Here is a 20,090-nt window from a genome sequence, read left to right as displayed (position 1 = left end):
GCGCTGCCGGGCTCATCCGCCCCATCACCAGGACGCACAGCGTCCAGCAGGTAGCCTTGCGAGCCTGGGGCGCGCGCGCTACATGCGCCCAGGACATGCAGCCCTCCCGGCGAACCGACACCTCCATGAGTCACGACACCCAGCTCTCCTCCATCGAGGACGCCATCCGCGATATCCGCGACGGCAAGTTCGTCATCGTTGCCGACGACGAGGACCGCGAGAACGAGGGTGACCTCATCATGGCGGCGGAGAAGGTGACGCCCGAGCACCTCGCCTTCATGGTCCGCCACACCAGCGGCATCGTCTGCCAGCCCATGCTCGCCGAGCGACTCGACGCGCTCCGCCTGCCGCAGATGGTGGCGGACAACACCGAGTCCCACCGCACCGCCTTCACCGTCTCCGTGGACTACCGGCACGGCACCACCACCGGCGTGTCGGCGGCGGACCGCGCGAAGACCATCCGCGCGCTGGTGGACCCGACGAGCAAGGCGGACGACTTCCTGCGCCCCGGCCACATCTTCCCGCTGCGCTACCGCGAGGGCGGCGTGCTCCGCCGCGCCGGCCACACCGAGGCCACGGTGGACCTGTCCCGCCTCGCCGGCCTGGAGCCCTCCGGCATCCTCTGCGAGCTGGTGAAGGACGACGGCACCATGATGCGGATGCCGGACCTGATGGCCTTCTCCCGCGAGCACAAGCTGGCGGTCATCACCATCGCGGACCTCATCGAGTACCGCCGCCGCAAGGACCGGCTGGTGCGCCGCGAGCCCGGCCAGCACACCGTCAACACCCGCTACGGCGAGTTCACCGCGCTCACGTACACGTGGCTGCCGGACAACGCGAAGTCGCTGGTGCTCGTGAAGGGTGACCCCGCCTCCAAGCCCAGCGCGCTGGTGCGGCTGCATGCCGCGTGCGCCATGGGCGACGTGTTCGGCTCGCCGTCGTGCAACTGCAACGCGCTGCTGGACCAGGCGCTGGCACGCATCGCCCGCGAGGGCACCGGCGTCCTCGTGTACCTGCCCGGCATGCACGGCGACGACTTCGGCATCCACCACAAGCGCAACAGCGACGGCAGCAGCGGCCCCGCGCGCGGCCCGCAGGAGTCTCGCGACCTCGGCATGGGCTGCCAGATTTTGAATGACCTGGGCGTGCGCTCGCTCCAGGTGATGACCAACACGGACATCACCTACCGCGGCCTCGCGGGCTTCGGCCTCACCATCGACAAGCGCGTGCCGCTGCTCGCGGACTGACGCGCATCGGGGGCTCCAACCCTGGAGCCCCCGCCACCAGCCGCCTCAGCCCAGGTCGGCCAGCGCGCCGCGCACCGCGTCCAGGTTCGCGGGGAGCTCCACGGGAGGATTCGCGTAGCGGCTCGTCACGTCCGCGAGCGTGCTCCGGTGGTAGCCCACCTTGAAGTCCGCGAACTTCAGCCCGTGCGCGGTGGAAATCACCGCCACCGTCGAGCCCCGGGCAATCACGCCCTGCGCCACCAGCTTCTCCAGCGCCGCCAGCGCCACACCCGTCTGCGGGCAGGTGAAGGTGCCCTCGCGGTCCGCGCGCGCCGCGGCGTTGGACAGCTCGGACTCGGTGGCCTCCTCCACCACGCCGTCGAAGGCCTTCAGGATTCGCACCGCGCGCTTGAAGGACACCGGGTTGCCAATCTGGATGGCGGAGGCCAGCGTCTTCTCCGCCTGCATTGGCAGCAGCTCCTTGAAGCCGCCCCGGAAGGCCCGGGCCAGCGGGTTGGCGCGCTGCGCCTGCGCCACGGCGATGCGCGGCCGCTTCGTGATGAGCCCCAGCTCCAGCATCAGCTCGAAGCCCTTGCCCAGCGCACTGGCGTTGCCCAGGTTGCCGCCGGGAATCACCACCCAGTCCGGCGGCTCCCAGCCCAGGTCCTGGCACAGCTCCACGGCCACCATCTTCTGGCCCTCGATGCGCAGCGAGTTCATCGAGTTGGCCAGGTACAGCCCCGTGTCCGCCGTCACCGCCTGCACCAGCTTCATGCAGCCGTCGAAGTCCGTGTCCAGCGACAGCACCCGCGCCCCGTTGGCGATGGGCTGCACGAGCTGCGCGAGCGACACCTTGTCGCGCGGGAGGAAGACCACCGCCGGAATCCCCGCCGCCGCGCAGTAGGCTGACAGCGCCGCGGACGTGTCGCCCGTGGACGCGCACGCCACCGCGCGCAGCGGCACGCCCTTCGCGCGCATGTGCTTCACGGCGGAGACGAGGACCGTCATCCCCCAGTCCTTGAAGCTCCCCGTCGGCGAAACACCGCACTCCTTCAAGTCCAGCGCCGCCAGCCCCAGCTCCGAGGCCATGCGCGGCAGCGGCTTGAGCGGCACGCGCCCCTCGCCCAGGGAGACGATTTCGTCCATGGGAACCTGCGGGAGCGCCCACTCGCGCTTGCCCCACACGCCCGAGGCATCCGGCAGCCGCGAGGAGCCGAAGCGCGACTCGAAGCGCCGCTTCCACATGACGGCGGGCACCGCCTTCAGGGCCGCCACGTCGTGCGAGACCTCGAGCAGGCCGCCACAGCGCGGGCACCGGTACACGACATCCAGCAGCGAGGCGCGGAAGTCACAACCGTCGCTGCACCGGTACTCGGCGTGGAACTTCGGATCCGGGACGATCATGCCTCCACTCTAGCCCGCGTCCCGCACTCCGAGCAGGCCTTTCCAGGCCGCACGGGCGTGTGGCACGACGAGCAGGCGATCCACCCGTCATCGTCCCCGGCCGGACGCTTCGCGGTGGCTACGACGTTGGCGGCCGGGCGCGCTCGGGACAGCCGCATGCCGCAGTTGTCACAGAAGAGCCCCTCGGCCTGCGTGTTGCGGCAGTACCGGCACACGACGGCGCCCGTGGGCGCGGCGGTACGCACGCCGTCGTCCTCGGCGCGGCCGGTGTCCAGTTCCTGCATCGCCGCCACGGCCACCGCGCCGGTGGCCGGCGCGCGCGTCAGCTCCAGGTCCTGCACCACCTGCGCCGGCAGGTCGGGGCCGGACTTCATCCGCGTCGAGTCCAGCTCGGGCAGCACGGCGACTTCCACCGCCACGCGGCCTCCCGTGTGCGGGGTGAGCTCCAGCTCCGGCAGCGGGGCCACGGGCGCCGCGGCGACAGCAGGCGCGGGGAAGACCCGGCCACAGACATCGCACTCCGAGCCCTCGGGTTGAACGTGGTCACACACCGGACAGATGATCATGATGCGCCAACGTTAGCGGGCCGCCGCTCCACTGGGCAACGCGCCTTCCAGTCGGATGTGAGCATGCAGGCGGGCAAGCGGCGGGTCACCCCCCACCCAATGCACCCACTCACGGCTGCGGGAAGGCCTGCCCCGTCATGGGGACGAAGCGCACGGGGAGCAGCCGCTCGACGACGGGAAGCTCGCCCCGGCGCCGGGCGCGCTGGATGCGCAGCAGTTGCTGCGAGCCGCCCAGGGGCCCCACGGGGATGACCATGCGGCCGCCGCGCTGGAGCTGATCCACCAGGGGCACCGGAACCTCGCTGGGCGCGGCGGCGGCGAGGATGGCGTCGAAGGGCGCGGCCTCGGGCCAGCCCAGCGAGCCGTCCCCCTGGCGGAAGTACACGTTCTCGAAGCCCAGCCGCCGCAGCAGGCGCCGCGATGAGCGCGCGAGCTCGGGGACGATTTCCACCGAGTAGACCTCCCGGCACAGCAGCGCGAGCACCGCCGTCTGGTAGCCGGAGCCGGTGCCAATCTCCAGCACACGCTCGTGCCCCTTGAGCTGGAGGGCCTCGGTCATCACCGCGACGACATAGGGCTGGCTGATGGTCTGCCCATAGCCGATGGGCAGCGGCGCATCCGCACCGGCGTCGCCGCGCATGCGCTCCGGCACGAAGTCGGCGCGCTCCAGCCGGGCAATCGCCTCCAGCACGCGCCGGTCTCGAATGCCCTGGTGCTTCAGGTACTCGGCCCGCCCCAGGTCGCCCATGCGGTGACGATAGTCACTGGGGGGCAGGCAGGCACGCTCCCACGGCCTCCGGGCGGCCCTACCCCACGCGCGCCAGCGCGAGGCGGCCTTCCCACCGCTCCTCCAGCGCCTTCACCAGCCCCTGGTGCTCCTTCGCCTTCAGCTCCGGGTCCTTCTCCATGATTTGACGGGCCTCGCCCTGGGCCATCGAGAGCAGGTCGCCGTCGCGCGCGAGGTTGGCCACCGCCAGCTCGGGCAGGCCGCTCTGCCGCGTGCCCAGGAACTCGCCGGGCCCGCGAATCTCCAGGTCCTTCTCCGCGATGACGAAGCCGTCGCTGCTGCGCTCCATCACCCCGAGCCGCTCCGTCGACTCCCACGAGCGCGCGGCGCCGGCAATCAGGAAGCAGTAGCTCGCCGCCGCGCCACGGCCCACGCGGCCGCGGAGCTGGTGCAGCTGCGACAGGCCGAAGCGCTCCGCGTGCTCCACCACCATCACCGAGGCGTTGGGCACGTCCACGCCGACCTCCACCACGGTGGTGCAGACGAGGATGTCGACCTGCTTCGCGCGGAACGCCTCCATGACGGCGTCCTTCTCCTCGCCCTTCATCCGCCCGTGCAGCAAGCCCACCTTCGCCTGGGGGAACACCTGCGCCAGCTTCTCCGCGCCCTGCGTGGCGTCCTGCAGGTCGAGCTTCTCGGACTCCTCCACCAGCGGATAGACGACGTAGGCCTGGTGGCCCTTGGCCAGCTCCGTGGCCATGGACTCGTAGACGCGGGAGCGCTGCTTGTCGTTGAAGACGCGCGTGGTGATGGGCGTGCGCCCCGGCGGGAGCTGGTCGATGACGGACAGGTCCAGGTCCCCGTACAGCGTCATGGCCAGCGTGCGCGGAATGGGCGTGGCCGTCATCACCAGCACGTCCGGCTTCGGGCCCTTGCTCATCAGCGTGTGGCGCTGGAGCACGCCGAAGCGGTGCTGCTCGTCGATGACCGCGAGGCCCAGCTTGTGGAAGGCCACCTCCTCCTGGATGAGCGCGTGCGTGCCCACCGCGAGGTGGATGTCTCCGCGAGCCACGGCGTCGCGCCGCTCGCGCTTGGACTTCGCGGTGCCGGCGGCGCTGATGAGCCCCACGCGGTAGCCCAACGGCTCCAGCACCTTGCGGAAGTTGCGCTCATGCTGCTCGGCCAGGATTTCCGTGGGGGCCATGACGGCCACCTGGTAGCCGTGCTGCAGCGCGACCAGCGCGGAGACCATGGCCACCGCCGTCTTGCCGCTGCCCACGTCGCCCTGCACCAGCCGGTTCATCGGCTCCGGACGGGCCATGTCGCGGGCAATCTCCTGCACCACGCGCGCCTGGGCGTCCGTGAGCTGGAACGGGAGCGCGGCGCGGGCCTTGTCCAGGCGGGACGGGGACACGTCGAAGGAGATGCCCTCCTCCGCCTTGATGCCCTGCCGCTTGAGGGCCATGCCGAGCTGGAGGAAGAAGAGCTCGTCGAACGCGAGGCGCCGGTGCGCGGGGCTCTCGTGCGTGTCGAGCGTCCCCAGGTCCGCGTCGCCGGGCGGGAAGTGGATGAAGCGCAGCGCGTCCGGCAGGCCCATCAGCTCCAGGCGGCGCCGCAGGTCCGCGGGCAGCGGGTCCTCCAGCGCGTGCGCATACTTCTCGCCCACGCTGGCGGCGAGGTCTCGGAAGGAGCGCTGCTCGGCGCGCTCGAAGCCCGGGTAGATGGGGACGATGCGGTTGAAGTGGACGGAGGAGGACTCCAGGTCCTCGGCGGGCTCGATTTCCGGGTGCGTCATCTCCCGGCCGCTCATGGTGGCGCGCACCTCGCCGGAGAGGACGAGGCGCTTGCCCACGGTGAAGCGCTCCTTCAACCACGGCCCGGCGTTGAAGTACGTCGCTGCGATGCTGCCCGAGCGGTCCGCCACCACGGCGCGGAACATCCGCTTGCCGCCGCGCCCGGGGACGAACTCCGATTTCCTGACGACGCCCACGGTGACGCCGCGCTGGCCGGGCTCCAGCTCGGCGATGGTGTTGAGGCGGCGGCGGTCCTCGTAGCAGCGTGGCAACAGGAACAGGATGTCGCCGAGGCGGCGCAGGCCCTTCCGGTTGAGGGTGGACACGAGCCGGGGCCCGAGCCGCTTGTCGAGCGTCTTCAGCGGCATGGACAGCGGGCCGGTGCGCGGGGCGATGGACAGCAGCTTCGCCTCGGAGCGCGAGGCCTCGGCCGCCGCCTGGCGCTTCTTCTTGCGCTCCACCTTCTCCTTGCGCGTCTTCGCGCCGGGAATGGCCTCCGGCTCCGCGACGAGCGAGGCCTGCCGGGGCTTCGTGGCGGCCCGTGCGGCCCCCGGAGCCATTGGAGGGCGGGCACCGGCCTCCTGTGCCGGAGCATCCTTCGTACGAGAAGGCGGAGGCACGGGCTCGACGGACTTCCACGGAGGCACGTAGCCCTCGGGCGTGGCCGTACGGGCGTCATCGTCCACGACGGGCATGCCTTGGACCGGCCTGGTGCGTGCCCGGGGCTTCTCCACCGGAGCCAGCGCACCTGAGCGGGCCGCCCCCGTCCCTACCCCGGCCAACTCCGCCGGCAGCTCCACGCCGCTGAGCTTCAGCCCCGCCACCACACGCCGCAGCGCGGCCTTGCGCCGCTCGGGCGCGGGGTCGTCCACGTACGGCAGCGCCGCGCGCAGGTGCTCCAGGGCCTGCGCGTCCACGCCGCTGGCCCCGGCGAGCGCGCGCTCCAACACCGGGCGCAGGCCCTTCACGGTGGCGAGCATCGCGAAATCGCGCTGGCACGCGTATCGGAGGGGCCCAACGAGGCTGGCGAGCGGATGGTTCACGCGCGGGTTTCCGTCGCTCATCCTACGGAATGGGGGTGACGTGTCCCAGGAAACGAGACCGGGGGAGCGAGCCCGTGCCCGCTCCCCCGGCCGCTCCCCAGAGGGGAATCCTGATCAGCCCTCGGAAGGGGCGCCCTCGGACGGGTCCTCGAAGCGGATCTCGGTGATCTCCAGCTCACGCACGCCGCCGGGGCTCTGCACCGTGGCGACGTCGCCCACCTTCTTGCCGATGAGCGCGCGCGCCACCGGCGAGGTGACGGCGATCCACCGCTTCTTCAGGTCGGCCTCCAGCTCGCCGACGAGCCGGTACGTCACCGGCTTGTCCGTCTCCGTGTCCACGAGGTCCACCGTCGCACCGAAGACGACCTTGTCACCGCCCAGCTTGCTCGGGTCGATGACCTCCGCGCGGGCAATCCAGTCATTGAGGTCCAGGATGCGGCCCTCGATGTGCGACTGCTTCTCCTTGGCCGCGTGGTACTCGGCGTTCTCGCGCAGGTCCCCATGGGCGCGGGCGACCTCGATCTCGCGCGAGATCTTCCCACGCTCGACGGACTGGAGGTGCTTCAGCTCCTCCTTCAGCTTGCGCAGTCCGGACGGGGTCATCGGGATGTTGTCGCTCCCGCTGCTCATCGAAACGGCTCCTTCCACCACTCCCAGAGGTTCAATAAGACGGAGGGCCGGCGCTCCTCCCGGAGCCCGGCCCCCCACGAAAGCCCCAATGTAGGGAACCCCTCACAACTTGGTCAACGAAACCCGCACAGAGAATCGGGCGGGTGCTGTCCGTCCGACGGGTGACCCGGTAGGCTGCCCGCGTGTTGTCCGTCCAGGAACTGCGCGCGCTCGCCGCCGCGCTGCCCACCGCCGCCTTCCAGCGTCAGCTCGGCCCGTTCGCGCTCATCCAGCGCCCACCCGCCGACGCGTCCGCCGCCGTCCTCGCCCCCACCCGCATGGCCGACCCCGAGGACATCCAGCAGGGAATGCTGGCGCTCCTGTTCGAATTCGAACACCTCCGCGTCGCCACGCTTCCACCCCTCCAGTCCACGGACCGGCTGCGCATCGGCCGGCGCATGGACTGCGACCTCGTCATCGAGGACGCGTCCGTCTCGAAGATGCACGCGGAGCTGCGCTGGAACGGCGCCGAGCAACGCTGCACGGTGCAGGACCTGGGCTCCACCAACGGCACCTTCCTCAACGCGCAGACGCTGGGTGCGCGTGAGGCGGTGCTGCGCGACGGCGACATCCTCAGCTTCGGCAACGTGCAGTTCTGGTACCTGCTGACGGGCACCCTGCACGAGCGCCTCTGCTCGGGCGAGGCCACCGGGCTGGGCTCCCGCAGCGGGTAGGTCCCGAGGAACGGCGTCATGGCGGGCGAGACGAACCTGGACGTGCTGCTGAAGTCCATGAAGCCGGTGCTGAAGGACGGGGAGTACGTCTTCTGCACCCTGCCCCACCCGGCCTCACCGGACCTGAACGCGCTGGCGCCCGTGGGCCTCTTCCACGAGGACGAGGGCCTCACGCTCATCCTCCGCCGCGAGCGCGCCGACGCGGCGGGCCTCTCGTATCCGGGGACGTTCCGGCTGGTGACGCTGTCGGTGCACTCCAGCCTGGACGCGGTGGGCTTCATCGCCGCCGTCTCCACGCGTCTGGCCTCGCACGGCATCGGGGTGAATCCGGTGGCCGCGTACTACCACGACCACCTGTTCATCCCCTCCGCGCGGGCCACGGACGCCATGGCCCTGCTGGAGTCCTTCGCGCGCTGAGTCAGTTCTTGCGCAGCACCGCTCCGGTGCCGCCGAGCCACACATCCGACGCGGAGGCGGCCCACACCGCGGACAGGTCGTTCCGCGTGCCGGTGCGCTCGGAGACCCACTGGGCGCCGTTGCGCTTCAGCAGCGTTCCGTCCTCGCCCACCACCCACACCGCCGTCGTGGACACGCCCCATACCGCGTTGAGGTTCACCTGCGTTCCGCTCGACACGGGCTGCCAGGCGGTGCCGTTGAAGTGAAGGAGGGTGCCCGTCTCGCCCACGGCCCAGATGTCGGACGCGCTGGTGCCCCACACGCTGAGCAGGTTCTTCGTGGTGCCCGACGTCATCGCGCTCCACGCGGTGCCGTTCCACAGCACGATGGTGCCCTCGGCGCCCACGGCCACCGCGAGCGACGGACTCTGCACCCAGACGTCATTCAGCGTCTTGGTGACCTGAGTGGCGACGTGCGTCCAGCCCGAGGCATCACGGTGCAGCGCCTCACCCGACACGCCCACCGCCCAGATGTCCGTCGCCGACGAGCCATGAATCGCCATCAGTCCCTGGTGGTCCACGTGCGGCGCTCGCGAATACGCCGAGCCATTCCAGAGGACGGGGTCGTCACTATTGCTGGCGGTCACCATCCAGACCTCGGTCGGCGAGGCCGCGTAGACGCCCTGCACGTCGTCCAGCAGGAGGTCGATGGGCTCGGAGGCCTTCAAGCCACCGCCGTTCCAGTGCAGCACCTTGCCCCTGTTGTCCACCACCCAGACATCGTCCGGGCCGCTGCCGTGGATGTCGCGCGTCGCGTTCAGCTCGCGCCGGGGAACCTTCGTCGTCCAGGACCTTCCGTTCCACCGCTCGACGAGGCCGGCCCGGCCGAAGAGCCACACGTCATTGGCGCCGCTGCCGGCCATGGTGCCGTCGCTCCCCGACCCCAGTCGCTGCCAGGTCGCTCCGTCCCACCGATAGCGTGCGCCCTCACCCACGACGAGCAGCGTCGAAGGCGCCGGCGCATGGACGTGGAAGAACTCATCCGACATGTGCAGCCGCTCTTCCAGACCGGCCGTGGAGACGCGGTAGACGATGCCGTAGTCGTCGCAGAAGAGGCACGGGTCCTCCGACGTCACGGCCCAGACGTCGTTCGGCCCGGTGCCCGTCACCTCGTACAGCGGCAGCTTCGTGCTGGTGGCGATGCCGACGATGCTGTTGCCGTCATGGTGCCGCACGGTGCCGCGCTGCCCCACCATCCACACGTCCTCCGGGCTGCTGCCCCAGACATCATTGAGGCCCTGCGTCGTGCCCGCGTCCATGGCCTCGAAGCCGCTCCCGCGGTTGCGCACCACCGTGCCCGCCGCGCCCACCATCCAGACGTCATTCGCGCCCGAAGCCCAGACGGAGGACAGGTCCTGCCGCGTTCCCGCATCCACCGCGGAGAAGGTGCCTCCCGAGCCGCGCAGCACGGTGCCATTGCGGCCCACCACCCAGGTCTCCGTGGCGGAGACGGCATGCACGCCGCGCAGGTCGTCCGTCGTACCACTGGCCACGCGCGTCCACCGCGTTCCATCCCAGTGCTGGATGCGGCCGAGCTCGCCCACCGCCCAGCCATCATCCGGCGCTCGGAAAAAGGCGCTGGCCAGCGTGTTGCCGTGCGGCAGCGGATACTCCCAGCACCAGCCATCCGCGCTGCACTCGCGGTCCGCCGCGGGAATCGCGCAGACATCGGCCATGCCCCGCCCGCCACACACCTCCGGCTCCGAGCACCCGCCACCACAGGCCTGCGTGGTACCTCCGTCGCTTCCCGCATCCTGGCCCGTGCCCGCGTCCTGCTGCCCATCGTCAGGAGGTTCATCGGGGCCCTGATCACAGCCAGCCAGCGCCAGCGCGCCAAGGACGAGGAATGCCAGGGGCAGGGTCACAAGCCCCGTGTTCCGCCGAGCAGCGGGCGCCGCACCGGCTGCGAAGAGATTGTCGCGGGACATGACGTTTCCTTTGTGACTTCGAGGAGATGACCGTGGCGCGTCCTGGCCCCGCACCACGGCTCGAATGGGTATTGAAACCAACAGTCCCGGATGGATCTCGCGGCGCGAACAGTCTTCGCCGTGGCGCGTCAACACCGTGAATCCCTTGCAGCGACGTGTCTGGCACTTGCACATCGCGCGCGGCGCGCTTGATGTACACCCTTGCCCCTGGATGACGGCGCGTCCGGCTGTGCGCGCATCAGCGGCACCTGGAGTCGATATCGGGCATCGTGGCCGTGCCGGTGCCCTCGCTGACGAGAGGTCGAGGGAATGGCGGTCGAGGGGGAGGAGCAGGAGCTTCGCGAAGCCATCCGCAGGTTGGAGTCGACGGTGGCCTCGCTGGAGGCGCGCCTGTCCCGGCTGGAGGCCTCGGGTACCGTGCGGTCCGAAGCGCCGCCGCCCGCCGCGACTGTGACGCCCCCCGGCACCGTCACGCCACCGCCGGAGCAGCGGGATTTAGAAGCGCACCTCGGCACCTACTGGCTGAGCCGCCTGGGCATCGTCGCGCTCATCATCGGCATCGCGTACCTCATCACCTACCACTTCGGTGAGTTGGGCGTGCTGGCGCGCGTGGTGGCCGGCTATGTGCTGAGCGCGGGCCTGGGCGCCTTCGGCCTGTGGCTGGCGCGGCGGCACGAGTTGTTCGGGCGCATCGTCTTCGGCGGCGGGCTCGCGCTGGCCTACTTCGTCACGTACGCGCTGCACTTCCTGCCCTCGGTGCGCGTCATCGAGAGCGAGGCGCTCGCGCTGGTGCTGCTCGCGCTGCTCGTCGTGGCCATCGTGGTCATCGCGCACCGGATGCAGTCGGAGACGGTGGCCGGCATCGCGCTCTTCCTCGGGCTGCACACGGGGATGCTGAGCGAAATCACCACCTTCACGCTGCTGTCCACGACGCTGCTCGCGTCCGGCGCCCTCTTCTTCCTCGTGCGCAACCGCTGGGTCGTGGTGCCGCTGTCGAGCCTCGTCGCGGTGTACTCGACGCACGTCGTGTGGGCGCTGCGCAACGACAGCGTGGCCCCCGGCGCTCCGGAGCGGGAGCGGCTGATTCTCAGCCTGAGCTTCCTCGTCATCTACTTCGCGCTCTTCTCCGTGGCGCTGCTGGCGCGTCCGCGTGAGTTGTCCCAGCGCGCGTGCCTCGCCTTCGCGCTGCTCAACTGGATGGGGATGACGCTGCTCGGCGGGTTCGAGGTGGCGCGGTGGAGCGAGGGCCACCTCTTCACCTTCTTCGTGGTGCTCGCGCTCGCCGAGGCCGGCAGCGCCATGGTGGCCCGCGCGCGGCGTGCCCCCGGCCCCCTCTTCCACGCGTACCTCGCGCTCACCGCCCTCACCTTCGCCCTGGCCATGCCCACCGAGTACAAGGACGCCGCGCTGGTGGCCGCGTGGACGGTGACGGGGCTGGCCACGGGGCTCGCGGCGCGCGGCGCGGACTCGCCGGTGCTGCGGTGGGTGGGCGTGCTCATCCTCTTCACCGCGCTGGGCACGTGCGAGGTGCTCACGCCGGAGCGGACGTTGCTGCTCGCGGCCCTCTTCGTCGCCTTCGTCGTCGTGGAGCGCGCCGGCTCCGTGCCCTGGCCGGGCCTGCCGTCAGCAGCGGCGGTGCGGCAGGAGGGGGCCCTCATCCAGGCCGCGTGCGCGGTGGGCGCGGGGCTGTCGCTGCTCTGGCTCGTGGGCGGGCTGATGCCCGCGGGGCTCGTCACGCTGGGCTGGGTGGTGGCCGCCTTCGGCCTCTTCGCCCTGGGCTTCGCCGTGCGCGAGCGCTGGTACCGCTGGGCGGCGCTCGCGCTGCTCGGGCTCGCGCTGGTGCGCCTGCTGGTGGTGGACCTGTCCAACCTCCCCGCCGACCAGCGCGTCCTCACGTTCATCCTGCTGGGGGTGATGCTGCTGGTCATCTCGTACACGTACACGCGCCTGAGGGACCGCAAGGGCTGACGCACGGGCGCCCGCCACCGGACGCTCCGGCCCGATACCACCCCACCTGCCCGGTTGTGCCCTTGACTCACAACCCATGACACGGCATTGGGCAGTGGAGACCTTCACCGGCCAGGAGGGCGCCATGTCCACCCCACCCGTGCGCGACGAGCGCGAATACTTCGAGCGCATCTACACCGCCTGCGAGCAGGTGCCGTCCGGCAAGGTGGCCACCTACGGCGACCTCGCGACCATCGTCGGCGACGGCTGTGACGCCCGAATCGTCGGCCATGCCCTGGGCGCGCTCGGCGCCCGCGCGGAGACGGTGCCGTGGCAGCGAATCATCAACCGCACCGGCGGCATCAGCACGTCGGGCTACAGCCAGCGCGAGTTGCTGGAGTCCGAAGGTGTCGCCTTCGACGAGCGCGGCCATGTGCGGATGGACGCGCACCACTGGTCTGGGCCGAGCGAGGAATGGGCCCGCGCCCACGGGTTCCAGACCCTGCCGAAGCGTCCTGGCGACGCGCCGGACGCGCAGCTTCGTCTGTTTTGACGAGCAGACGCCTGCCTCCCCGCCTGCTTGCACGCGGGAATAGACGCGAGAGCATCACACTCCGGCCACCGGGCCGGAATCCAACATGCCGCTCGCGTTCCTCCGCTGGGGTGTCTTCATCCTCGTGTGCCTCGTCGCGTCCTCCTCCTTCGCCGCCGAAAAGAAGAGCCGGCGGCCGAAGTCGAAGGGCGCGAAGCTCGTCCGCATCAAGGGCGGAGAGCTGCTCCACCATGCCGCCGCAGCGGCGTTCCTGCGCATGAGCGCGGAGGCTCGCGAGGAAGGCGTATCGCTGTGGGTCACCAGCGGCTACCGCTCGCGGCGAGAGCAGCGGTGGCTGTACCAGCGCTACCGGCAGGGACTGGGTCCCAAGGCCGCGCGTCCCGGGCGCTCCAACCACCAGCGGGGCCTCGCGGTGGACCTCGTCGTGGGAGACATCACCTCGCTCACCTACGACTGGCTCGCGTCGCATGCGTGCCGCTTCGGCTTCCGCCGCACGGTGCCGTCGGAGCCGTGGCACTGGGAGTACCGCCCGCGCTCCACGCAGGGACCCGAGGAGGGACAGGACTGCCTGGGCCGCGAGCTGGAGCCGGAGCCCGTCGCCGCGCCCGTCGCGAAGCAGGACGCGAGCTGAGCTATTGCCGCTCCAGCGTGACGTCCACCACGCGCGCGTCGTAGCCGCAGTTGCAGCACGCGCCCACCACCAGCACCTCGGGCACCGTCACCTCCACGGCCGCCGGCTTGTAGCCGGGAGCGTTGACCGCGAAGGCGTAGTCGCCAGGCGCGTGGACATTCGTCGAGCACACCGTCGTGGTGCCATCTGCCCCGCAGCTCCCGTCGATGCCGGACAGCGACGCCTCGGGCATGGGGTTGCCGGGCCCTCCCGTGACGCGCACCGTAATCGCGGGCGCACAGGGGCCACAGGAGATGCCCTCGCACGAGCGCGCGCTGGGAGGACTGTCGTCATCCGAGAACGAGCGCTCCAGGGACGAGGGCAGGTCACACCCGCCCAGGGCGAGCGCGGCGAGCAGTGGGAAGGCAGCGGTCCGGAGCATGCCCCAGGTTGGAAGCAACTCACATACCGGGTGGATGACGCACTGAACCACGCGTAACTCCACGAGCCCGCCCCGAGGGGGCCCCTCAGAAATGCGAGGCACTGGTGGTTTTCCAGGGGCCTGGCCCGACGCCCATATCCGCTGGACCCGGGGTCATGGGGGCATGATTTCCCAAGGGCAACTCGACTACCGTGTGCGCCTCTGCCCGGTGAGGGGGGTTCATGTTCGTCGTGCCGTCCATGCTGGATGCGGTCACCGTTCATGCCGAGGGGGCGCTGTGTACGCGCGTCGCCACGGTACAGGCGGAGGGTGGCCGCCTCCCCACGCAGGTGCGCATCAATGGCCTGCCATTGTCATTGCGCCCCGGCTCGCTGCGCGCGTCCGTGTTGCAGGGCCCTCCAGGGCTCGCGGTGCGTGACATCCGCGCCGCGTTCGACGTCCAGCTCCCCGACGAGGTGGATGTGCCCTCCGAGCTGCACGCGCTGGAGACCGCTCGCGCCCGGCTCACCGAGGCGACCGCGGCCCTGGGCGTCGTGCAGCGCGAGCTGCGGGCGGTGGTGAAGCTCACGCCCTCCTACCCCACCCGGAAGAAGGAAGACGTGCAGCCGCGCGACGCGCCGGTGGCCGCGCTGCTGTCACTCGCGTCGCTGGTGGACTCGGACCTGGGCACGCTGCTGGCGAAGAAGCTGGATTTGGAGCGCCAGCAGCGCGATGCCGAGGCCGAGGTGACGATGCGCAAGCAGCGCCTCGCCGAGGCCTCCATGTCGGCGCGCGGCGAGCGGGCCCGCGTGTACCGCGCCGCCGTCCTCACCCTGGCCAGCGTCCCGGGCGTGGAGCACCCCGCGAAGCTCGCGCTGGAGTACGCGGTGCCGGGCGCGCGCTGGGTGCCCACGTACGACTTGCGGCTGCCGCGCACGCTGGAGGAAGGAACGCTGCGGATGCGGGCCTCCGTCCTCCAACGCACCGGCGAGGACTGGACGGGCGTGAAGCTGTCCGTCTCCACCGCCGACCTGGAGCGGCGCGCGGAGGTGCCGGAGCTCAAGGCGCTGCGCATCGGAAGGCGCCAGCCGCCTCCCGCGCGCTCCGGTTGGCGTGAGCCTCCGCCCGGCCTGGACGAGCTGTTCGCGGGCTTCGACTCCACGCGTGCTCCCTCGCTCGCGAAGCTCGAGCCGCCCGCGCCGCCGAAGGGCCAGGCGGCTCCCATGTCCATGCAGGAGCCCGCCCCCGAGAAGGAATACACAGAGGAGCTGGCCCGGGACGACCGCTTGTCGACCACGGGCGCCTATCCGCCCCCTCCTCCCGCCCCCGCACCGGCGGGTGCACCGATGGCGTCCATGCCCCCCATGGCCCGCCCGCGCGCCGCGGTGGTCGCTGCCCCCTCCCGGTCCATGCCTTCGAAGAAACGCGCGGGCGCGCCTCCCAGGCCGGCGGACGTCGAGGAGGAGGCTCCCATGGAAGCCTTCGCCGACATGGCCGAGGGCTTCGGCGGTGCTCCGGGCACGCTCGGCGGTGGTGGCGGCGCGGAGGAGCGACAACAGGCCTCGCGCGTGGAGCCTTCCGACTCGCTGCTCGACTACGACCGGTTGGAGCTGGCGTCCGCGGACGAGCCTGGCGCGCGTGGCCGGCTGCGTCCCCGCCCCGCCCACGTCACCCGCGAGCTGCTGGCGCTGGCCGCGGTGCACGTGCGCATCGACGTCATGGCGCTGGTCGCCGTGAGCGAGCAGGAGGTATCCACGGTGTGGCAGGCGCCTTCGCCTGCGTGGTCCGTGCCGCCCCGCCAGTCGTCGCCGCACTTCGACGCGCGCTTCGACGTGGAGGCGCGGGCGGACGTGCCCTCGGATGGGACGTGGCACACGGTGCCGGTGCTGTCCGTGCCGGTGGGCCTGTCCGCCGAGTACGTCTGCGTGCCCTCGGTGGAGACGCGGGCCTTCCGCACGGTGCGCGTGGAGAACCGCACGCCCTACCCGCTGCTCGCAGGGCCGGTGGACGTCACGTTGGGCGACGAGTTCCTGATGACGTCGCCGCTGCCCACCATGCCGCCCGGAGCCACGCAGCGGCTGGGCCTGGGCGTGGAGGAGTCCATCAAGGTCGCGCGCAACACGCGCTTCGACGAGGCCACCGGCGGCATCTTCGGCGGCGCGACGATGCTCACGCACCACGTGTCGGTGGAGCTGGCCAACCGGCTGACGAACCGCATCCTCGTGGAGGTGTGCGAGCGCGTGCCCGCGGTGCCCGCAGGCTCGGAGAAGGACATCAAGGTGGAGGAGACGGAGGTGGCACCGCTCTGGCAGAAGCGCACGCCGCTGCCCGGTGAGACGCAGGTGGAGGGCGAGCGCGCGTGGCGCGTGGTGCTCCAGCCGGGTGAGGCGCAGACGCTGAAGGCGACGTGGACCGTGAAGATTCCCGCCAGCAAGATGCTCGGCGGGGGGAACCGGAGGACATGATGGGCACCCCGATGACCCTGCCCGTGGTCAAGGTCACCGTCCTCGAGGACCGCGCGCTCGTCGAGCGGCGTGGCGAGGTGCCCCTCGTCGCCGGAGCGCAGCGGCTGGTAATCGAGGGGCTGTCGCCGCTGGCGGTGGACCGCTCGCTCCAGGCGAAGGTGGCTGGAGGCACGGTGTCGCAGGCGCGCATCCGCCGCGCGGTGAAGCCGTACAGGCCCGAGGCCCTGCGCGAACACCGCACCGAGCTGGGCCGGCGCGTGACGGAGCTGGAGCAGGAGCTGCGCCGGGCCCAGGCGGAGGAGGAACGGCGGCAATACCAACACACGCTGCTCCTGAGCGCGCACGAGGACGTGTACCGCGCAATCTCCGAGGACGCCGGCCGTGGCCATGACCGACCCGAGGCGTGGCGCCAGCAGCTCACCACCGTGCGCCAGGCACTGGACGCGGCGGAGGCGGCGCTGCGCGCGGCGAGCCGTGACGTGCAACAGCGCAAGGAGCGGCTGCAGGAAGCACGCAACGCGCTGTCAGGCACCGAGGTGCCGGAGTCGAAGCTGGACGTGTACGCCGAGCTGGAGGTGGGCCACCCCGCCGGTGGCTCGGCGGTGCTGTCCGTCACGTACCTGGTGCCCTGCGCGGCGTGGCGTCCGGCCTACCGCGCCACGCTGGAGCGAGGCGAGAAGGGCGAATCGGTGACGCTGGAGTGCGAGGCCGTGGTGTGGCAGCGCACCGACGAGGAGTGGAAGGACGCGGAGCTGGCTTTCTCCACCGCGCGCCCCACGCTGGGCGCCTCGCCGCCCCGGCTGGTGGAGGACTGGCTGTGGCTGCGCGACAAGACGGAGCGCGAGAAGCAGGTGGTGGAGGTGGCTATCCGCGAGGAGGTCATCCAGACCACCGGCGAGGGCGGCGCGGCGAAGCGCGAGGAAGGGCTGCCCGGCATGGACGACGGAGGCGAGCCGCTGACGCTGCTGGCACAGCACCGGGCCACCGTGCCTTCGGATGGCGAGCCGCACCGCGTGCCGCTGTTCCGCTTCACGGCGCCCGCGGCGGCCGAGTTCCTCGCGTGCCCGGAGTTGTCTCCGCTGGTGCACCGCGTGGCGCGCTTCGACAACACGGGTCCGTCGGTGCTGCTGGCGGGGCCGGTGGACCTGGTGCGCTCCAGCGGCTACGTGGGCCGTGCGCAGCTGCGCTTCACCGGACGCGGCGAGCGCGTGAAGCTGGGCTTCGGCAGTGAGGACTCGCTGCGCGTGGCGCGCAAGGTGGACGAGGAGGTGGAGACGAGCCGCCTCACCGGCCGCCGCGTGCGCACGCAGCGGGTGCGGCTGTACCTGTCCAACATGGGCTCCCGCCCCGAGTCGGTGGCCCTGGAGGAGCGCATGCCCGTCTCCGAGGTGGAGGCGGTGGAGGTGATGCTGCTGAAGGACGCCACGAAGCCGGCTCCGGCCAAGGTGAGCGACGACGGCATCGTCCGCTTCGAGCTGGCGGCCCCTCCCCGTTCACAGCAGGAACTTTCGCTGGCGTACACCGTCACCAGCGCGTCGAAGGTGGCCGGGCTGTGATGGTTCCACCGCGCAACAGCCGTTTGGGTGGGCCTCTTCCTCCGTGGTACGGCCCGTGACTATTCCCTCGGGAGGAGGAACCCCCATGAGCTTCAACTCCGCACTGTGCTCCCTTGGACTGCTGGTGTCGCTCGGACTGCCCGCGTCGGCGCTGGCGGAGGACCCGCCCCCGCCGCCGCCCGAGGCGGATGGGAACTACGCCCGGCCGCCGCAGCTCGCGGTGGAGGTGGGCGGCTCCTTCACTCGCATGGAGCACCCGGCCGCGTTCATTGCCAGGACGGCCGTGCTCACGAAGCCCCTGGAGGCGCGGCACAACGCGGTGCGGCTGTCAGGGGGGCTGCACTTCAACCTCCTGCGCGGCTCGAACCGGGACGACCTGTGGTGGATCAACGGCGTCGACTGGTACTTCGCGGATGACGTGCAGGTGCTGTCGTTCCGCCCCGGGCTGGAGAAGCGCTTCTCATTGGCGAAGCGGCTGTCGCTGGGCGTGGGCGCGTACGGCGGCGCGGCCGAGGTATCCCTGCCCACCGGGCGGATTCAATTCAACCAATCCGAGCCGAATGGGCCGGTGCTGGGCAGCGGCTTCTCCGAGAACCGGGCTCGCAAATGGGTCTTCGGCGCGGGCGGCATGGCGTCGCTCCACTACTCCTTCGGGCGCTGGGTCTATTCGCGCGTCCAGGTGGGCTACACGCAGTACTTCAACAAGGCGGACGGCTTCGGAGACGGCGCGACGTCGGACAGGTTCTCCATCTCCATCAGTGGGCCCTTTGCCGGCGCGCTGCTGGGCTTGAGTCTCTGACGTTCCGCGCGCTCCGCTCACCCGGCGGAGCGCACCAGGTCCTTCACGCCACGCGCGGCGAGTCCCGAGGGAACGAGCCGGAAGAGCGCGTCGCGCAGGAATCGGCCAGCGGGGCTCTCCATCTGCGCGAGCTGCCCCAGCCGCCACGAGCGGAGCACGATTTGATTGGCGCGCTCGCGTCGGCGCTCCTCGTAGGTGATGAGGGCGCGCGCCACGTCGGCGTCGGCGGACAGGCACTCCGCCAGCACCACGGCGTCCTCGATGGCCTGACAACCGCCCTGCCCCAGGTTGGGCGTCATCGGGTGCGCGGCGTCGCCGAGCAGCGTCACGCGCCCATGGCTCCAGCGCTGCACGGGCGGTCGGTCGTGGATGTCGGTGCGCACGATGGCGTCGTCCGGCGTCGCGGCGAGCAGGTCCGCGATGGGCGCGTGCCAGCCTCGGAAGACCTCCTGGAGCCGGACACGCGCAGTGCCGGGAGCATCCTGCCTGCCTGCGGGCGCGTTGAGCGTGGCGTACCAGTACACCTGTCCGAAGCCGATGGGCACGACGCCGAAGCGCGCCCCCCGGCCCCACGTTTCTGAGACTCGGCCCGGCCGCACGCTGGGGACCTCGGGAGAGATGCCGCGCCAGCTCGTGTAACCCGAGTACCGCAGTGGCGCATCTCCGAGCAGGCCACTGCGCACCGCCGAGCGAAGGCCATCCGCGCCCACCAGCGCGTCGCCCTTCACGGTGCTCCCATCGGACAGCGTCACGGTTACGCCGTCGCCGTTGCCGTCAGCACGGAAGCCCGTCACCGCGAGCCCGAGCCGCACGTGCTCCGCCCCCGCGTGCTCCAGCAGCACGCCTTGGAGCCGGGCACGGTGGAGGCAGGTCATGGGGGCGCCCAGTTCCTGCTGGAGCTTCTGGATGGGCAGCCGGGTGATGGTGGCGCCGGAGGGCCGGAGGATGGCGCTGTCCGTGGGGCTGGCACCGGCCGCGGCCACCGCGCCGTCGAGGCCGATGCGGCGCAGGGCCACGGCGGCGTTCATCTGCACGATGATGCCCGCGCCCACCCAGCGCAGGGCATCCGCGCGCTCGAAGACGGTGAAGGTGTGGCCCGCGCGGCGGAGCGCACAGGCCAGCGTGAGGCCTCCGATTCCAGCACCGGCGATGAGGATGTGTCTGGGCGCGGTGCTCGTGGCAATTGACATGGCGTCTCATTAACGCACGCCTCGCGGACGTGGGTAGGGCAATGGTATGGCTTGCCCTCGCGCG

17 protein-coding genes are annotated in these 20,090 nt (G+C 71.2%); 9 read left to right on the top strand and 8 right to left on the bottom strand.

Going from position 1 to position 20,090, the window contains the following annotated elements; translation table 11 throughout:
* Positions 1–95 precede the first annotated feature (95 nt).
* Positions 96–1,247: a 3,4-dihydroxy-2-butanone-4-phosphate synthase gene (ribB, locus tag ACVTJA_RS22970; RefSeq protein WP_465839185.1), complete on the top strand. Its 1,152-nt coding sequence runs from the start codon at positions 96–98 to the stop codon at positions 1,245–1,247.
* A gap of 45 nt (positions 1,248–1,292) precedes the next feature.
* On the opposite strand, the gene thrC is transcribed toward ribB, so the two are convergent.
* The 5 genes from thrC to greA all read right to left on the bottom strand — a co-directional run bounded on the left by thrC (position 1,293) and on the right by greA (position 7,389).
* Positions 1,293–2,630, bottom strand: a complete 1,338-nt coding sequence (gene thrC / locus ACVTJA_RS22965; RefSeq protein WP_465839183.1) for a threonine synthase — start codon at positions 2,628–2,630, stop codon at positions 1,293–1,295.
* A complete protein-coding gene (locus ACVTJA_RS22960; protein ID WP_465839181.1) occupies positions 2,627–3,049 on the bottom strand; it encodes a hypothetical protein in 423 nt (140 codons plus the stop codon). The genes thrC and ACVTJA_RS22960 overlap by 4 nt, the downstream gene beginning before the upstream one ends.
* Positions 3,050–3,305: 256 nt before the next feature.
* Positions 3,306–3,944 carry a protein-L-isoaspartate(D-aspartate) O-methyltransferase gene (locus ACVTJA_RS22955; protein WP_465839179.1) on the bottom strand — a complete coding sequence of 213 codons (639 nt, stop codon included), beginning with the start codon at positions 3,942–3,944 and terminating at the stop codon, positions 3,306–3,308.
* Positions 3,945–4,002: 58 nt separating this feature from the next.
* Positions 4,003–6,696 carry an ATP-dependent DNA helicase RecG gene (recG, locus tag ACVTJA_RS22950; protein ID WP_465839177.1) on the bottom strand — a complete coding sequence of 898 codons (2,694 nt, stop codon included), beginning with the start codon at positions 6,694–6,696 and terminating at the stop codon, positions 4,003–4,005.
* A 177-nt stretch (positions 6,697–6,873) separates the two neighbouring features.
* A complete protein-coding gene (greA, locus tag ACVTJA_RS22945; RefSeq protein WP_465839175.1) occupies positions 6,874–7,389 on the bottom strand; it encodes a transcription elongation factor GreA in 516 nt (171 codons plus the stop codon).
* A 182-nt stretch (positions 7,390–7,571) separates the two neighbouring features.
* On the opposite strand from greA, the gene ACVTJA_RS22940 reads away from it, so the two are divergent.
* A complete protein-coding gene (locus ACVTJA_RS22940; protein WP_465839173.1) occupies positions 7,572–8,102 on the top strand; it encodes an FHA domain-containing protein in 531 nt (176 codons plus the stop codon).
* An 18-nt stretch (positions 8,103–8,120) separates the two neighbouring features.
* Entirely contained in the window at positions 8,121–8,519 is a 399-nt protein-coding gene (locus ACVTJA_RS22935) for an ACT domain-containing protein (RefSeq protein WP_465839171.1), read from the top strand.
* A 1-nt stretch (position 8,520) separates the two neighbouring features.
* Here the strand turns inward: ACVTJA_RS22935 and ACVTJA_RS22930 are convergent, their stop codons facing one another.
* Positions 8,521–10,485, bottom strand: a complete 1,965-nt coding sequence (locus ACVTJA_RS22930) for a WD40/YVTN/BNR-like repeat-containing protein (RefSeq protein ID WP_465839169.1) — start codon at positions 10,483–10,485, stop codon at positions 8,521–8,523.
* Positions 10,486–10,794: 309 nt separating this feature from the next.
* Here ACVTJA_RS22930 and ACVTJA_RS22925 point away from each other — a divergent pair, with 309 nt between their 5' ends.
* From ACVTJA_RS22925 to ACVTJA_RS22915, 3 genes are all read left to right on the top strand, one after another.
* Positions 10,795–12,453 (top strand): DUF2339 domain-containing protein, encoded by a 1,659-nt coding sequence (locus tag ACVTJA_RS22925; protein WP_465839167.1) that lies wholly within the window; start codon positions 10,795–10,797, stop codon positions 12,451–12,453.
* Between the two features lie 124 nt (positions 12,454–12,577).
* Complete coding sequence (locus ACVTJA_RS22920) at positions 12,578–12,985, top strand: MGMT family protein (protein WP_465839165.1); 408 nt, start codon at positions 12,578–12,580, stop codon at positions 12,983–12,985.
* Positions 12,986–13,070: 85 nt separating this feature from the next.
* Positions 13,071–13,616, top strand: coding sequence for a M15 family metallopeptidase (locus ACVTJA_RS22915; RefSeq protein ID WP_465839163.1), 546 nt, complete (start codon positions 13,071–13,073; stop codon positions 13,614–13,616).
* Position 13,617: 1 nt separating this feature from the next.
* On the opposite strand, the gene ACVTJA_RS22910 is transcribed toward ACVTJA_RS22915, so the two are convergent.
* A complete protein-coding gene (locus tag ACVTJA_RS22910; protein WP_465839161.1) occupies positions 13,618–14,037 on the bottom strand; it encodes a peptidase associated/transthyretin-like domain-containing protein in 420 nt (139 codons plus the stop codon).
* Positions 14,038–14,258: 221 nt separating this feature from the next.
* Between ACVTJA_RS22910 and ACVTJA_RS22905 the strand changes: the two genes are divergently transcribed.
* From ACVTJA_RS22905 to ACVTJA_RS22895, 3 genes are all read left to right on the top strand, one after another.
* Positions 14,259–16,481, top strand: coding sequence for a DUF4139 domain-containing protein (locus ACVTJA_RS22905; protein WP_465839159.1), 2,223 nt, complete (start codon positions 14,259–14,261; stop codon positions 16,479–16,481).
* Positions 16,481–18,037: a mucoidy inhibitor MuiA family protein gene (locus ACVTJA_RS22900; protein ID WP_465840495.1), complete on the top strand. Its 1,557-nt coding sequence runs from the start codon at positions 16,481–16,483 to the stop codon at positions 18,035–18,037. The genes ACVTJA_RS22905 and ACVTJA_RS22900 overlap by 1 nt, the downstream gene beginning before the upstream one ends.
* 85 nt (positions 18,038–18,122) lie before the next feature.
* Entirely contained in the window at positions 18,123–18,836 is a 714-nt protein-coding gene (locus tag ACVTJA_RS22895) for a hypothetical protein (protein ID WP_465839157.1), read from the top strand.
* A 17-nt stretch (positions 18,837–18,853) separates the two neighbouring features.
* On the opposite strand, the gene ACVTJA_RS22890 is transcribed toward ACVTJA_RS22895, so the two are convergent.
* Positions 18,854–20,026, bottom strand: coding sequence for an FAD-dependent monooxygenase (locus ACVTJA_RS22890; RefSeq protein WP_465839155.1), 1,173 nt, complete (start codon positions 20,024–20,026; stop codon positions 18,854–18,856).
* Positions 20,027–20,090: the final 64 nt, after the last annotated feature.

The organism is Pyxidicoccus sp. M6, assembly GCF_055568925.1.
The sequence above is the reverse complement of the archived record's forward strand: the minus strand, read 5'-3'. Positions and strand labels throughout refer to the sequence as shown.